This is a genomic window from Allobosea sp. LjRoot90 (genome assembly GCF_964254315.1).
Taxonomy (GTDB): Bacteria; Pseudomonadota; Alphaproteobacteria; order Rhizobiales; family Beijerinckiaceae; genus Allobosea.
Genome location: NZ_CAXUTF020000002.1, coordinates 791001 through 805360, shown reverse-complemented (window position 1 = coordinate 805360; position 14360 = coordinate 791001). Strand labels below are relative to the sequence as shown.

Below are 14360 nucleotides of genomic sequence, written 5' to 3'. Positions count from 1 at the left end.
AGGCACGACAATGAGAAAGGGGCGGCTCAGCCGCCCCTTTTTGCATTCTTTCGCTTAGATCAGTGGCCGCCGAGAATGAAGCGGCGGCCGTCCTGCTCGGCGATCTCGACATGCTGGGTGAAGCCGCCGCGGCCGGCCGCGAAGCGCTGCGTGCGAGCCTCTTCCAGCGCCGGACGGGAGAGGTCGCGTCCGACCATGCTCCGCGCCTTGGCGAGGCCTGAAAAACCGAGAACGGTCGGGCCGATATCGATGATCCCGGCCGGTTCCTGCGAGACGCTTCCGCCGTCGGTCGCGCCGCCGGAGACGATCAGCACCGTATTGAGCTCGTGCGGGTTGATGCCGCCATGCATGCCGCCGCCGAGCGGCACGTCGCCCGGCGTCATCGCGCCGAGACCAGGCAATCCATATTGGTCGGCGTCGAGCGAAGATTTCAGGATGAACATCAGGTCCGGCTGACGCCCGGCATGACCGGCGCCGACCAGATCGAGCGACAAGGTGCCGGCGACTTCGCCTTCCTCTCTGCCGTTCCCGCGTGAGAAGACATGGCCGATCGTCGGCTGCTCCATCAGCCAGCTGGCGATGCGCTCGAGCCCGGTCCGGTCGCTTCCACGCAGGCGGATCTCGCCGCTGATGCCGCCCGTTGCGAGGAAGGCCGCACCATCGACGGACTTGGCGTTGCTGAGGTCGAAGCCGGCCTGGCGCGCCGCCTCGAACAGCGGTTCGACCGCGCCGGTCGAGATCTGGCCATGGTCGGAGGCGGCGATCACCGCGATGCGCTCGGCGTCGGGCTGAGCCTCGACCCAGTCGAGGATATCGCCGAAGGCACGGTCCGCTTCCTTGAGCCCGGCCTTCGCCTCGGGAGAGCCGAGCCCGCGATAATGGAAGGTCGTGTCGGGCTCGTTGAACCAGATCAGCGCGACATCAGGCTTCAGCACCGGCAGGACATGCTCGGTCATCAGCCGGCCGCCATAGGCGAGTTCGTCGAGACGCGGCAGCTGGCGCTCCGGCAGCGGGCCGAGCCTGTCGATGGCTTCCTCGACCGCCTCCGGCGTCTGCGTCGCGCCGGTACCGTGCATCGAGAAGGTCCAGTGCCCGTTGGCGCGGGCGCGCGGATTGATGAAATGCGCTGAACCGGCCGAGCCGGTATGGACGACGGCGAGCCGCTTGCCGGCGCGCGCCAGCACGTCGCCGAAGGTGTCGACTGCGACCAGCCGGCCGTCATGATGCGCCTCGGCCCGGCGGATCAGCGCGGCGTCGCTGGTGTCGAAGATGCGCTCGGGGATGGCGTCTTCGAGATAGAAGGCGTTGCCGACGATACCGTGCACGGCGGGCGGTGCACCGGTGGCGATCGAGCTGGTGGCGACGCGGGTCACAGATGGGAAAACGCTGCGCGCCCGCCGGAACCAGGTGCCGCGCGTCGCCAGCCGCAGGATGTTGGGCGTCAGCTCGGGCGTGACGAGATCGGGTCTCAGCCCGTCGAAGACCGCCACGATCACGCGTGTGGCGGGGGAGCGATCGTCTTGGGCCATGTCGAGTTCCGGCAGTTGGATGGATCAGGCGGCAGCCGCTCGGGCGTCGGCAGCCACGGGTACCAGATGGCAGGCGGCAAGTCGCCCGTCGCTCGTGGGACGCAGCAATGGCGCCTCCTCGCGGCAGCGGGTGACGGCGCGCGGGCAGCGCGGATGGAAGGCGCAGCCCGATGGCCGGTCGACCGGATTGGGCGGGTCACCGCGCAGGATGATGCGCTCGGCCGTGCCGCGCAGCAGCGTCGGCACGGCCGAGACCAGCGCCTCGGTGTAGGGATGGGCCGGCGCATGAAACAGAGCGTCAGGAGGGCCCTGCTCGACGATCTTGCCGAGATACATCACCGCGACTTCGTCGGCGATCTGCCGGACCACCTTCAGGTCGTGGCTGATGAACAGATAGGCCATGCCGAAGCGCGCCTGCAGATCCTGCAGCAGGTTAATCACCTGGGCGGCGACAGAGACGTCGAGCGCCGAGATCGGCTCGTCACAGACCAGCAACTCAGGACCGAGGATCAGCGCGCGGGCGAGCACGACGCGCTGGCGCTGGCCGCCGGAGAGCTCATGCGGATAACGCTGGAACAGGTCCGGCCTTAAGCCGACCGCCTCGAACAGCGACAGCGCCCTCTGCTGCCGGGCTCCAGCGCCCACCTCGATGCCATGGATGGCGAGCGGCTCGACGATCTGCTCACCGACGGGGAGCCGCCGGTCGAGTGCCGCGAGCGGGTCCTGATGCACCAGCTGCATCCGCCGGCGCAACGCCCGCCAGTGTCGGTCGCGCGCCGCGCTCACCGGCTCGCCGGCGAAGTCGATCCGTCCGCGCGTCGCCGGCAGCAGGCCGAGCACGAGTCTCGCAGTAGTCGACTTGCCGCAACCGGATTCGCCGACCACGCCGAGTATCTTGCCGGAAGCGAGAGTAAAGCTCACGCCGTCGACCGCATGGAGCATCCGCTTCTGCCCCGTTGCCGTCGCGGCCGGATAATGCCGTGCGAGATCGCTGACGCGAAGCAACGGGCTCATGCGAACGCTCCGGCGGACGCAGGCTCGCGCGTCACCGGCGCCATCGCGGTCTCGGCAAGGCGCAGGCAGGCGGCGCGCTGGTCCTGTGCCGCCAGCACGAGAGGCGGCGTTTCGCCTTGGCACGCCTCGATCGCCAATGAGCAGCGCGGCGCGAAGGCGCAGCCCGGCGGCATCCTGTCGGGGGCGGGAACGGTGCCGGCGATCGGCGTCAGCCGTTGGCGCGGGCCGCCGAGCGTCGGCAGGGCGGCGAGCAGGCCGCGCGTATAGGGATGGCGCGGCCGGCCGAGCAGGTCCTGCGTTGCGGCGGTCTCGACGACGCGGCCGGCATACATCACCGCCACCCGGTCGCAGAGGTCGGCGACGACGCCGATATCGTGCGAGATCAGCACCAGCCCCATGCCGCTCTCGCGGCGAATGTCGCGGATCAGGTCGAGGATCTGCGCCTGGATCGTCGCGTCGAGCGCGGTAGTCGGCTCGTCGGCGATCAGCACCTCGGGCTCGCCGGCGAGCGCCAGCGCGATCATGACGCGCTGGTTCATGCCGCCTGAGAATTCGTGCGGATATTGCCGCAGCCGCCGCGGCGCATCGGCGATGCCGACGCGGTCGAGCAGGCGCAGCGCCTCGCGATGGGCGCCGTCGCCGCGCAGTCCGCGGTGCAGGCGCAGCACTTCCGTGAGCTGCGTGCCGATCCGCTGCACCGGATTGAGCGAACTGGTCGGGTCCTGGAAGATCAGCCCGATGCGTCCGCCGCGTATGGTCGCCAGAGCGCGCTCCGGCAGGCGGGTGATGTCCTGCCCCTTGAGCAGGACTTCGCCGGAGGTGACGACACCGCGGCCGAGCAGGCGCAAGGCCGCGAGCCAGGTCACGCTCTTGCCGCAGCCCGATTCCCCGACGATGCCCAGCGCTTCGCCGGGCGCGAGCCTGAGGTCGATGCCGCGCACGACCGGGACCGGTCCGTTGGCGCCCTGGAAGGCGACCGAGAAGTTGTTCAGCGCCAGCAGCGGCGGCGGATTCGCCTCGGCGCCGGGCAGCAGCGCGGCGATGCCGGAGCGATCTTTATCGCGGGCGGTCAGGAACGTCATCGCAGCGGGATAGACGCGTTTCCGTGACCGTGATGTGACGAGGCAGGAAGAGTAGATATGTCGGCGGCTCGGCTAGTGCCATGCGGTGTCCGACCGCGAACCGCGATCTGTGTCGAGTCAGGGCAGCTGGTTCAAGGATGACGGTCTGGGCGAGCTCCAGTGAAAGCATTGGCCATGAATTGCCGAGCTTAGAAGATGCGTAATCTGGCAGCAAAGTCTTGAGGTCGGAAACGATTGAACTATGCTGCCCTCGTGAATTCGATGGCGACTTTTTCCGATCCCGAATCCTTGGTGGGCATTCCGCTGTTCTCGCGGCAGCTGTCGCTGTCGGCGGGCTACTTTCCGGTGCCCGAAGGCGAACGGATCGTCGGGCCGATGCGCCGGGGCCTCAAGATCGCGGTCATGCTGGATGGGCGGCAATCCCTGGAGATCGATGACCGCCCTGCCGTCCTGGTTCGCGGCCCGGCTCTGCTGGTCGCTGCGAATGGCGGCGATCATGTCCAGCAGCGCACCGGCCTCAGCGGCGGCGTGGTCCGCTGCGTCCTGATGCAGTTCGACCTCGATTTCGTCGAGCGGGAATTCGAGGCCCCGATGCAGCAATTATTCGCGCTCGCCGGAGCCGAAGATGCCGGGATCTGGGTGCGCCCGGCCGATGCCGATCTGTGTGCGCTCGCCCTCCAGATCGCCGAATGTCCGGTGGCAAAGCCGCTGCGGCGGCTCTATTTGGCCGGAAAGGCGCTGGAGCTTACCGCTGTGGCACTCGACCGGATCGTCGGCCAGCCACCTTTGCGCCCTGCACGTCTCCCGGCCCGGACGCGCGAACAGGTCCATGCTGTCAGGGACATGCTCGTGGCTGCGATGCAGGAACCCCCGAGCCTCGCCGAGCTCGCCCGCGCGACCGGCCTCAACCCGACAAAGCTGACCTCTGCCTTCCGCGCCGAATTCGGCGACAGCGTCTTCGGCTATCTGCAGGAGCAGCGGCTGCAGCAGGCGCACGCGCTGATCGCCGAAGGCGAAGCGAGCATCGCCGAGGCCGCGTTTCGTGTCGGCTATACGCCGGCGCATTTCTCCGGCCTGTTCCGCAAGCGCTTCGGCATGTCGCCAAGCGCGCTGCGTTGAGGGACGCCGCCTGTTTCAGAGCTGGAAAGGCTCGAAACTGCAGCGAAAGAAATACTGCCGCGATCGAAAGCCGACAGCGTTGCCGGCCGAGCATGCTTCCTGAAAGAACCCTGCCAACGGGTCGCCAGAACGGCGAAGGGGCAAGGGCGCAGGCATGACTGGGGTTCTCATCACCGGCAATCGCGCGGCATTGGCTGCCGGCGTTGCGTTCGGCGCCATCATCGCAGCCTGGTCTGGCGAAGCACTGGCGCAGACTGCGGGCGGGATCAGCCTCGATACCATCGAGGTCCAGGGTGAGCGCGCCAGCGGGCCGGTCAATGGCTATATCGCCCGGCGCAGCGAGAGCGCGACCAAGACTGACACGCCGCTGATCGAGACGCCGCAATCGGTCACCGTCGTCACCCGCGACCAGATGGACGACCAGGGCGTCCAGAGCGTCAGCCAGGCGCTGCGCTATTCGGCGAGCGTGCTCGGCGAGACGCGGCTGTCGATGGGGCGCTATGACAGCGTCTTCATCCGCGGCTTCGGCGGTGCCGGCACCGGCGCCGGCTTCGTCAACTTCCTCGACGGCCTGCGCCTGCAACGCGGTGTCAACTTCCTGGTGCCGAGTGTGGATCCCTGGGGTCTGGAGCGCGTCGAGGTGATCCGCGGCCCGGCCTCCGTGACCTTCGGCCAGGTCAAGCCGGGCGGCCTGATCGAGATGGTCAGCAAGCGCCCGCGCGACGTGGCGCATGGCGAGGTGCAGGTCCAGTTCGGCAGTTTCGAGCGCAAGCAGTTCGCCTTCGACATCGGCGGGCCGGTGACGCCGGACAAGACCGTGCTCTATCGCATCGTCGGGCTTGGCCGCGCCGCCGACACCCAGGTCGATTTCACCAAGGAAGAGCGCCTCTACATCGCGCCCTCCGTCACCTTCCAGCCCAATGCCGCGACGAGCCTGACGCTGCTGACCTCGTTCCAGCGCGATCCCGAGACCGGCTTCTACGGCTTCATCCCGTCGGTCGGCACCGCGCTGCCGAACCGCAACGGCCGCATCCGCAGCAACTTCTTCCCCGGCGAGCCGGGCTATGAGGGCTACAGCCGCAACCACCTGACGGCCGGCTACGCCTTCGAGCATCGCTTCAACGAGGTCTTCAGCTTCCGCCAGAACGTCCGCTATTCGGATATGGAGTCGCGCTTCCGCACGGTCGCGGCGGCTTCGCTCGGCGCCGACCAGCGGACCCTGACGCGCCGCGTCACCGCCTCCAACGAGAAGGCCAAGACCTTCGGCGTCGACAACCAGATCCAGGCCGATTTCCGCACCGGCGCGCTGACTCACAAGGTGCTGTTCGGCGTCGACGGCTATTGGAGCGACGGCACCGCCTATACCGGCGCCGGCGGCACGGTGCAGACGCTCGACGCCTTCAACCCGGTCTATGGCCGCTTGCCCTTCGCGGTACCGGCGGTGCCGAGGACCGGGCAGGCTCAGCAGCAATACGGCGTCTACATCCAGGACCAGATCAAGTTCGACCGGCTCTCCCTGGTGCTCGGCGGCCGCTTCGACCGGGCGATGGCGCGCACGCGCAATCTGACCAACGGCGCGCTGACCAAGCAGGATGACTTCGCCAATACCGGCCGCGTCGCCCTGATGTACAATTTCGACAACGGCTTTGCGCCTTATGCGAGCTACTCGACCTCGTTCGAGCCGGTCGCCGGCACGACCTTCCGCGGCGTCGCGTTCAAGCCGACCGAGGGAGAGCAGTACGAGGCCGGCTTCAAGTACCAGCCGCCCGGCACCAATGCCCTTCTGCAGGCCGCGGTCTATCAGCTGACCCAGACCAATGTGCAGACGACAGACCTCGCCAATCCCGGCTTCCAGATCCAGACCGGCGAGGTCAGGGCGCGCGGCGTCGAGGTCGAGGCGCGCGCAACGGTCTTCGACAATCTCGATCTCGTCGCGGCCTATACCTTTACCGATGCCGAGGTCACCCGGAGCAGCGGCGTCGATCTCGGCAAGCGCCCGACCGTGGTGCCGCGCCACATGGCCTCGCTCTGGGCGCACTACACCTTCAAGACCGGCCTGTTCTCCGGCTTGGGCCTCGGCGCCGGCGTGCGCTATGTCGGCAAGGGTGCCGGCGATCCCGGCAACACCTTCTTCACCGACGACTACACGCTGGTCGATGCCGCGATCAGCTATGATCTCGGCGCAGCCAATGCCGCGATGAAGGGCTGGAAGGTGCAGGTCAACGCCCAGAACCTGTTCGACAAGGAGTATGTCGCCGGCTGCTACGGCGCCGTGCAGTGCTCCTTCGGCATGCGCCGCACCGTGCTCGCCACCCTGTCCTATCGCTGGTGAGGGCAGGCGGGATGCTGCGGCCGGAGCGGGTTGCGTTCGAGGGGCACCTGGCCCCGGCTCTCCCGCCGGTCGAGCTGCCGCATACGCATAGCCTTGCATTCACGTCGCCGGGCGGGGCTGAGTACCGGCTGCTGGTCGCAATCCCGCCCGAGCCGGCGCCGGCCGCCGGCTTTCCGGTCCTGGTCCTCGTCGATGGTGATGCGCTGTTCCCGACCGCGCTGTCTGCTGCGCGGCTGCAGACCGGGCGTCCCGAGGTTTCTGGCGTTGGCCCGGCTGTTATCCTCGGCGTCGGCTATCCGGGAGCGGCGCCCTTCGATGCCGAGCGGCGCCGGCAGGATCTCTTGCCGACAGATGGCGGCGCCGACCGCTTCCTCGACCTGATCGCTGGCGAAATTCTGACGCAGGTCGAGAAGCTCGCGCCAATTGACCGGGCGCGCCTATCGCTGGTGGGGCATTCCTTCGGCGGGCTCTTCGTCCTGCACGCGCTGTTCGCGCGCCCCGGCCTGTTCCGCAGCCACGTCGCCGGCAGCCCGTCGATCTGGTGGGACGAGCGCGCCATCCTCGCGACGCGCACACGTTTCCTGAATTCACCCGCGACGGCGGCCTTGCCGCGTCTGCTGATCACCGTCGGCGGCGAGGAACAGACTTGTGATGAGCGGCGCGATCCGCAGCGCGCGGCCCGGCTGCGCATGGCGCAGATGGTCGACAACGCCGCTGAGATGGCAGAGGTGCTGGCGGCTTCCGGGCGTGTCGATTGCGAGCACATCGTCTTCGCCGGCGAGAACCATATCTCGGTCCTCCCGGCCGTCCTGTCGCGGGCAGTCGCCTTTGCGCTGGGCGGCACACAAGGAAAGGTCTCGCCATGACCGCTACACCGCTGCGGTTCCTGGCGCGGTTGCTGCTTGCCGTGGCCGTTCTGCTCCCAGTCTTGTCGGCTCCCGCCCGCGCTGAATCGGTCACGGTTACCGACCTGCTCGGGCGCAACGTGACCTTGCCCGGTCCGGCGAAGCGGATCGTGCTGGCGCAGGGGCGCCAGCTCAACGCGCTCGGCCTGATCCACCCGGACCCGATCAGCCTGCTGGCCGGCTGGGGCGCCGACCATCGTCGGCAGAACCCTGATGCCTATGCGCGCTACCAGGCGAAGTTCCCGGCGATCGAGACCGTTCCGACCGTCGGCGACGGCGCGACGCCGGACGGTTTCTCCTTCGAGAAGGCAGTGTCGCTGTCGCCGGATCTGGTGATCCTCAGCCTCTCGCTCGTGGGCACGCGGCGCGGGCCTGGCGATCTCGTCCAGCGCTTCGAGGCGGCCGGCATCAAGGTCGCCGTCGTCGATTTCTTCCTGCAGCCGATGCGCGACACGCTGCCGAGCCTGCGCATCCTCGGCAGGCTGATCGGTCGCGAGGAGCAGGCTGATGCCTATATCCGCTTTTACGAGGAGCGCCGGCGCCTGATCGAGGAGCGCGTGCGCGGGGCGGAGCGCCCTTCGGTGTTCATGCATGCCCATGCCGGCGGCTTCGACTGCTGCCAGACGCCGGGCAAGGGCACGTTCGACGACTACATCACGGCCGCCGGCGGCCGCAACATCGCCGCCGCGATCCTGCCGGGCGCGACCGGGCAGATCAGCCTCGAGCAATTGCTGGCCGCAGACCCTGCCATCTATATCGGGACCGGCGGCACGCATCTTCAGAAGAACGGCGGCCTCGTCCTCGGGCTAGGCGTAGCGCGCGAGACCGGGACGCAGAGCTTTGCCGCGCTGCTGGGCCGCCCTGGCATCTCTGCGCTCGCCGCGGTGCGCAATGGCCGCGCCTACGGGCTCTGGCACCTGTTCAACGACAACCCGCTCCACATCGTCGCCATCGAACGGCTGGCGAAATGGTTCCACCCCGACCGCTTCGCCGATGTCGACCCACAGGCGACATTGAACGAAATCTCCAACCGGTTCTCGGCGATCCCGCTCGACGGCCCGCTCTGGATCGAGAGCGCCGGCCAGGCGAAGCCCTGAGTCTAAAGGGCCGCGACAGGACAATTGCCATGACCATGCTTCGCGCCGAAACGCGTATCGCCTTGCCCGATCCCGCTGCCGTGCTGCAGCCGCTTTGCGAGCACCTGCTTGAGCACGAGGCTGAGGTGAGCGAGACCGATGGCGTGACGACGATCGCGTTCGGGGACAGCCGGGCCGAGCTGAGCGCGGTGCCGGGTGCGCTGTCAGTCGTCGTCGAGGCGGCCGATCTCGCCGGCGTGCAGGGCATGAAGCTCGTGATCGCGAGTCATGTCGTCGAGTTTGCGCCCGAAGGCGCCGTGCCGGCGATCCGCTGGAGCGGCGACGGCGCCGAGCCGATGCTGCCGCCTGATTTCCGGGTGCTGACCGTGGCCGGCGTGGAGCAATTGACGCCGCATATGCGCCGCATCCGCTTCCGCGGTGATGACCTCGCCCGCTACGACTCGCTGGAGGCGCTGCATGTGCGCCTGTTCATCCCGCCGGCGGGGCTGGCCGAGCCGGCCTGGCCGACGATCGGCGCGGATGGCCTGCTGCAATCGCCGCCACCGGAGCAGCGGCCGGCGATCCGCAAATACACGATCCGCGAGATCGACGTGGCGGCCGGCACGCTCGCCATCGATTTCGTGCTGCACGACGACGCCGGTCCGGGCTCGGCTTTCGCCGCTAGCGTGCAGATCGGCGACCGTATCGGCATGGCCGGGCCGGGCGGGCGTGGCTTGAAGCAGGCCGAGCGCTACCTCTTCGTCGCGGACGAGACCGGCCTGCCGGCGCTTGCCCGTATGCTGGCGCATCTGCCGGCGCAGGCTCGCGGGCTGGCGCTGATCGAGATCGCCGACGCGGCAGAGCGTCAGTCCCTGCCGCTGCCGGAAGGGTTCGACGTCCGCTGGCTCCACCGCGATGGCGCCGCGCCGGGCTCGACATCTCTGCTGACCGACGCCCTGGCGACGCTCGACTGGCCGCCGGGCGAGGGCAGTCTCTATCTCTGGGCCGCGGCCGAGCACACGGCCTTCCGCGAGATCCGTGCGATGGCGCGCCAGCATCTGCGCCCTGGGATCGACGAGCATCTCGTCGTCAGCTATTGGCGCGCCGGCCTCGCCGAGGAGCAGCACATGGCGGAGAAGAAGCAGGCCGCAAAGGCGGCTTGAAGCGCGCCTGGCAACGAGGTCGACGGCTGCCTCAAGCCTTCAGATGCAGCGTCACCAGCACGGTGATCTCGGCGCCATCCGGCAGTGTTGCGGCCACGCGCACGAAATTGCCGAAATGGCCGAGGCGCTGGAAGGTCACCGCGTCCTTGGCGGCCGGCAGCGGAAATTCCGAGCCTTCGTGGCACCAGTGCATGCCGTCGGCGGATATCTCGATCCGGGCCTTGGGCAGCGCTCCTTTCGGCTCCTTCAGCGCGCGCACGAAGACGATGGCTTCCTTGGCCCAACCGGCCTCATAGGGCTCGGTCGCGCTTGTCCCGGTCCAGCTCTCGTTGCGGGCGACGACGGCGGTGAGGTTCTCGGGCAGCATCAGAACTCTCCCGACAGGCAGACGGAATCGAGATAGGCGAAGGCGCGCTTGTCGGTGTCGGTCTCGGCGAAGAAGGCGAGATTGAGCATGCACCACAGGTTCTTCATCGCGGGGATGCGGATGCAGTCGAAGCCTTCCATGGCGAAGACGCGGTCATTGACCTGGAAACGCGTCGCCTGCATCGAGGCGAGGTCGAAGTCGAAGCGCAGATAGTGCCAGTTCACCTTGGTCGGGATCTCGTTGTAGCAGAGCCGCTGCTCGCCGCCGGGCAGATCCTCCCAGTCATCGGGCGCGAGATGGTAATGCGTGATCGTCTTGCCGGCATCGCCGATCGGCTTGATCGGTGTCGTCTTGCGCTTGAACTGCCATTTCTGCAGATGCTTGCCGTCTTGCGCGTTGAGGAAGCGCAGATGCGGCATCACCCGGTCGCCCGGTCCTGAGGTGTCGCCGATCTGGAGATCGTAGAGGAAGCCGAAGGAACGGATATCGGTCTCCGAGAGCTGCAGATCGGTCGCTTCCGGCTTGAAGGTGAAATAGGCCTCGAGCCGGATCGGACCCGGCTTGCGGAAGGTCAAGCGCTTGATCGCGACGTTCTGCGCGCCCTTCTTCGGCCGCGTCGCGATCTTCAGCGCATAGGAGCCGTCGACGCCGCCATGCGAGCCGAAATCCCAGTTCGGCAGGGTCGAGAGCATGGCGTGGCTGTGCTGGGCATAGCCCGGCAGCATGGCGTCGAGGCTGTCCTCGTAATTGCCGACGAGCTGGGTCCAGCCGCACATGCCCCGGTCGAAATCGTCGAGGCAGATGATGCGCGCGAGCGGATCGAAGCGGCTTAGCTGCGGGTCGGCCTCGCGGATAGCGCGGCGCATGTCGTCGAGCTGGGTCATTGTTTTACCCTTTCACCGCGCCGGCGGTCAGGCCCGCGACGAGGTGCTTCTGCATGAGGATGACGAAGGCGAGCACCGGCACGAGTTGCACGGTCGAGGCGGCGAAGAGCACGCCCCATTCGACGCCTTCGACGGCGCCGATCATCTCGGAGATCACCAGCGGCGCGGTCTTCGCCTTGGTGGTGGTGAAGATGAAGGCGAAGAGGAACTCGTTCCAGGTGTAGACGATGACGAAGACCGAGACCGCGAGCATGCCTTGCGCCGCCATCGGCAGGATGACGCGCATGATGATCTGGAACTGCGACGCGCCGTCCATCATCGCGGCCTCGTCGAGCTCGCGCGGGATCTGGTCGATGAAGGTGCGCATCACCACCGTCCCGAGCGAGACGAAGAAGGTGGCGTAGAGCACGATCAGCACGAAATGCGTGTCGTTGAGGCCGAGCCAGTTCACCACCGGAAAGAGCGGCAGCGTGATCACGATCGGCGGAACCAGTCGGATGAAGATCAGGAAGAAGGCCGAGGCCTGCAGGCCCTTCGAGGCGAAGCGCGAATAGGCGAAACCGGCGAGCAGCGAGACGCCGACGGCGAGCACGGTCGCGCCGACCGTGACGAGGAAGCTGTTCCACAGGCCGAAGAAGAAATCGCCCCAGCGGCTCCAGAGCGCCTCGTAGTTCGCCAGCGTCGGCGCGAACGAGAAGGTGCTGGAGGCCGAGAAGATGTCGCGATCGGCCTTGAAGGACGACATCGCGATCAGGCCGATCGGAACGAGCGACCAGGCGACGATGGCCGCGACGCCGACGAGCTTGAGCAGGGAGCGCAGGAGCTTAGGCATGCTTGCCGAACATCTCCCTGTAGAGCCCGCGCAGGTAGAACAGCGCGAGCAGGAGCGAGGCGAGCACGAGGAGCCAGCCGGTGGCGGCGGCAGGCCCGAAGGCGTTGTAGCGGAAGGCCTCGAGATAGAGATAGACCGCCATCACCTCGGTCGAGCGCGCCGGCCCACCGCCGGTCATCAGCCAGACCTCGGAAAACAGGCGGAAGGCGAAGATGTAGCGGAACAGGGCCGCGATCAGCAGTGCCGGCATCAGCAGCGGCAGCGTGATCCGGCGAAACGAGATCCAGGGCGAGGCGCCGTCGATCGCGGCTGCCTCGTAGAGATCGCTCGGGATCGAGAGCCTGGCCGCATAGAGGATGATGAAGCTGAAGGGCAAATGCAGCCAGATCGAGAGCAGGCTGACCATGGCAAGCCCATGGCTCGGATTCACTGCCCATTCGATCGGCGGCAGGCCGAGCGACATCAGGAGCCGGCTCATCATCCCGACATCAGGCTCGAACAGAAAGCGCCACATCACCACCGCCGAGACTTCGCTGACGGCATAGGGCGCGAGCACGATCGCGAGCAGCAGCGGCCGGAACGGCACGCCCGAGGCGAAGAACAGTGCCATGCCGAGGCCGAGCAGGAGTTCGACATGCACTACCACGGCGACGACGATCACCGTGTTGAGGAGCGCCTTCCAGAAATAGGCATCGCCCAGCACCTTGGCGTAGTTGGCGAAGCCGACGAAGCTTGCCGCCTGGCCGAAGGAGGACTGGTTGAGGCTGAGCCAGAAGACATAGATCGCTGGCAGGAAGATGATGCCGCCGATCATCAGTTGGACCGGCGAGACCAGCGCGATCGCCGAGAGAGGGGTGCGGGCGCTCATCAGGCGATCCTGAAGTGTGCAAGCGCGTCGCGGTCGATTTCGATGCCGAGCCCCGGGCCCTGCGGCACGGAAAGCTTGCCGCCTGCAAGCTGCGATCCCTCGCCGACGATCGGGTGGGTGAAGGCGTCGCGCAGCGGGTTCTGGTAGACCATGCACTCGAAGGTGCGGAAGGTTTCGGCCGCGGCGGCGAGCTGCAGGCTGGCGGCGACGCAGATCGCGCCCGACCAGCCGACATGCGGGGCGTAGGCCGTGTTGAAGGCGGCAGCGAGCTCGCAGATGCGCCAGGTCTCACTGATGCCGCCCGAGCGTGTCACATCCGGCTGGATCAGCCCGAGCGAGCGGTCCTGCAGCGAGATCAGCGCGTCCGAGGCGACGAAGTCGCTCTCGCCCGCGGCGAGCCTGATCGGCAGATGCTGGGCGAGGCGGCGATAGCCCTCGCGATCCTGCGGCGCGATCGGCTCCTCGAAAAAGCCATAGTCGAGATCGGCCAGCGCCCGCCCGACGATCAGCGCGTCATCGACATCATAGGCCCAGTTGGCATCGACATAGAGCGCGATGTCATCACCCGCGAGCTTGCGGACGAGTTTCGCGCGAGCGATCGCATCCCGGAGCGGATGGCCGAGCTTGACCTTGATCTCGCGGAAACCGGCCTTCAGCACGGCGGCGACCTCGGCCTCGACGGTCGCATCATCGAGCCAGTTGATCGAGGAGGCATAGGCCGCGAGTTCGGTGCGGCCCATGCCACCGAGCAGCTTGTGGATCGGCTGGCCCGCCTGCTTTCCGGCGATATCCCAGAGCGCGATGTCGACCGCCGCGATCGCCTCGATGATCTGGCCGCTGGGGCGTCCGGACAGGGCAGCCCGCATCGTCTTCCAGAGCGCGCGGCGATCGGTTGCAGCACGCCCAATCAGGCGCGGCACCAGCGCCTCCTCGATGAAGCGGGCATAGCCGGCGGCGCCGCGGCGGCAGAGTCCCTCGCCGAAGCCGACGACACCGTCCTCGGTCTCGATCTCGACCACGACGATCTCGATCGCCGGATAGTCGCCCTGCGACGTCCGCTGGACCTTGGGCAGCGTCGCCCGCAAGGGATGTGCGACGACCTTTGAGATGCGGCTGGCCGGCATGCGACGGCGTCCTCTTGAGTGCTTAACTTATCTGATAGGTTGAACAGTTGCCAAGCTAAGCGGCA

13 protein-coding genes are annotated in these 14360 nt (G+C 67.5%); 5 read left to right on the top strand and 8 right to left on the bottom strand.

The window, feature by feature from the left end; genetic code table 11:
• Positions 1 to 59: 59 nt before the first annotated feature.
• The 3 genes from ACSQ3M_RS10630 to ACSQ3M_RS10620 are packed head-to-tail and all read right to left on the bottom strand — an operon-like array spanning position 60 to position 3625.
• A complete protein-coding gene (locus tag ACSQ3M_RS10630; protein ID WP_436150030.1) occupies positions 60 to 1529 on the bottom strand; it encodes an alkaline phosphatase family protein in 1470 nt (489 codons plus the stop codon).
• 24 nt (positions 1530 to 1553) lie between these two features.
• The gene (locus tag ACSQ3M_RS10625) at positions 1554 to 2543 is read right to left on the bottom strand and encodes an ABC transporter ATP-binding protein (RefSeq protein ID WP_436150029.1); all 990 of its coding nucleotides are present in this window, start codon (positions 2541 to 2543) and stop codon (positions 1554 to 1556) included.
• Positions 2540 to 3625, bottom strand: a complete 1086-nt coding sequence (locus ACSQ3M_RS10620) for an ABC transporter ATP-binding protein (RefSeq protein WP_436150028.1) — start codon at positions 3623 to 3625, stop codon at positions 2540 to 2542. Before ACSQ3M_RS10620 ends, ACSQ3M_RS10625 begins: the two co-directional genes overlap by 4 nt.
• 261 nt (positions 3626 to 3886) lie before the next feature.
• On the opposite strand from ACSQ3M_RS10620, the gene ACSQ3M_RS10615 reads away from it, so the two are divergent.
• The 5 genes from ACSQ3M_RS10615 (at position 3887) to ACSQ3M_RS10595 (ending at position 10220) form a co-directional block, all read left to right on the top strand.
• Entirely contained in the window at positions 3887 to 4744 is an 858-nt protein-coding gene (locus ACSQ3M_RS10615; protein WP_436150027.1) for a helix-turn-helix transcriptional regulator, read from the top strand.
• Positions 4745 to 4898: 154 nt separating this feature from the next.
• Positions 4899 to 7076, top strand: coding sequence for a TonB-dependent siderophore receptor (locus ACSQ3M_RS10610; protein ID WP_436150026.1), 2178 nt, complete (start codon positions 4899 to 4901; stop codon positions 7074 to 7076).
• 11 nt (positions 7077 to 7087) lie between these two features.
• A complete protein-coding gene (locus tag ACSQ3M_RS10605; RefSeq protein WP_436150025.1) occupies positions 7088 to 7942 on the top strand; it encodes an alpha/beta hydrolase in 855 nt (284 codons plus the stop codon).
• Positions 7939 to 9078, top strand: a complete 1140-nt coding sequence (locus ACSQ3M_RS10600) for an ABC transporter substrate-binding protein (protein ID WP_436150024.1) — start codon at positions 7939 to 7941, stop codon at positions 9076 to 9078. Before ACSQ3M_RS10605 ends, ACSQ3M_RS10600 begins: the two co-directional genes overlap by 4 nt.
• A 29-nt stretch (positions 9079 to 9107) precedes the next feature.
• Positions 9108 to 10220 (top strand): DUF2218 domain-containing protein, encoded by a 1113-nt coding sequence (locus ACSQ3M_RS10595; RefSeq protein WP_436150023.1) that lies wholly within the window; start codon positions 9108 to 9110, stop codon positions 10218 to 10220.
• 31 nt (positions 10221 to 10251) lie between these two features.
• Here ACSQ3M_RS10595 and ACSQ3M_RS10590 read toward each other — a convergent pair whose 3' ends face one another.
• Genes ACSQ3M_RS10590 through ACSQ3M_RS10570 form a run of 5 tightly spaced genes read right to left on the bottom strand, consistent with a single transcriptional unit; the run spans position 10252 to position 14295 of the window.
• The gene (locus tag ACSQ3M_RS10590; RefSeq protein WP_436150022.1) at positions 10252 to 10587 is read right to left on the bottom strand and encodes a hypothetical protein; all 336 of its coding nucleotides are present in this window, start codon (positions 10585 to 10587) and stop codon (positions 10252 to 10254) included.
• Entirely contained in the window at positions 10587 to 11471 is an 885-nt protein-coding gene (locus ACSQ3M_RS10585; protein ID WP_436150021.1) for a DUF6772 family protein, read from the bottom strand. Before ACSQ3M_RS10585 ends, ACSQ3M_RS10590 begins: the two co-directional genes overlap by 1 nt.
• 4 nt (positions 11472 to 11475) lie before the next feature.
• Entirely contained in the window at positions 11476 to 12303 is an 828-nt protein-coding gene (locus ACSQ3M_RS10580) for a carbohydrate ABC transporter permease (protein ID WP_436150020.1), read from the bottom strand.
• Positions 12296 to 13171, bottom strand: a complete 876-nt coding sequence (locus ACSQ3M_RS10575; protein WP_436150019.1) for a carbohydrate ABC transporter permease — start codon at positions 13169 to 13171, stop codon at positions 12296 to 12298. Before ACSQ3M_RS10575 ends, ACSQ3M_RS10580 begins: the two co-directional genes overlap by 8 nt.
• A complete protein-coding gene (locus ACSQ3M_RS10570) occupies positions 13171 to 14295 on the bottom strand; it encodes a mandelate racemase/muconate lactonizing enzyme family protein (RefSeq protein ID WP_436150018.1) in 1125 nt (374 codons plus the stop codon). The genes ACSQ3M_RS10575 and ACSQ3M_RS10570 overlap by 1 nt, the downstream gene beginning before the upstream one ends.
• Between the last annotated feature and the right edge of the window lie 65 nt (positions 14296 to 14360).

Coding starts and splice junctions, on each gene's coding strand:
- ACSQ3M_RS10630 (WP_436150030.1), bottom strand. CDS start 1,529: ATGGCCCAAGACGATCGCTCCCCCGCCACACGCGTGATCGTGGCGGTC.
- ACSQ3M_RS10625 (WP_436150029.1), bottom strand. CDS start 2,543: ATGAGCCCGTTGCTTCGCGTCAGCGATCTCGCACGGCATTATCCGGCC.
- ACSQ3M_RS10620 (WP_436150028.1), bottom strand. CDS start 3,625: ATGACGTTCCTGACCGCCCGCGATAAAGATCGCTCCGGCATCGCCGCG.
- ACSQ3M_RS10615 (WP_436150027.1), top strand. CDS start 3,887: ATGGCGACTTTTTCCGATCCCGAATCCTTGGTGGGCATTCCGCTGTTC.
- ACSQ3M_RS10610 (WP_436150026.1), top strand. CDS start 4,899: ATGACTGGGGTTCTCATCACCGGCAATCGCGCGGCATTGGCTGCCGGC.
- ACSQ3M_RS10605 (WP_436150025.1), top strand. CDS start 7,088: ATGCTGCGGCCGGAGCGGGTTGCGTTCGAGGGGCACCTGGCCCCGGCT.
- ACSQ3M_RS10600 (WP_436150024.1), top strand. CDS start 7,939: ATGACCGCTACACCGCTGCGGTTCCTGGCGCGGTTGCTGCTTGCCGTG.
- ACSQ3M_RS10595 (WP_436150023.1), top strand. CDS start 9,108: ATGACCATGCTTCGCGCCGAAACGCGTATCGCCTTGCCCGATCCCGCT.
- ACSQ3M_RS10590 (WP_436150022.1), bottom strand. CDS start 10,587: ATGCTGCCCGAGAACCTCACCGCCGTCGTCGCCCGCAACGAGAGCTGG.
- ACSQ3M_RS10585 (WP_436150021.1), bottom strand. CDS start 11,471: ATGACCCAGCTCGACGACATGCGCCGCGCTATCCGCGAGGCCGACCCG.
- ACSQ3M_RS10580 (WP_436150020.1), bottom strand. CDS start 12,303: ATGCCTAAGCTCCTGCGCTCCCTGCTCAAGCTCGTCGGCGTCGCGGCC.
- ACSQ3M_RS10575 (WP_436150019.1), bottom strand. CDS start 13,171: ATGAGCGCCCGCACCCCTCTCTCGGCGATCGCGCTGGTCTCGCCGGTC.
- ACSQ3M_RS10570 (WP_436150018.1), bottom strand. CDS start 14,295: ATGCCGGCCAGCCGCATCTCAAAGGTCGTCGCACATCCCTTGCGGGCG.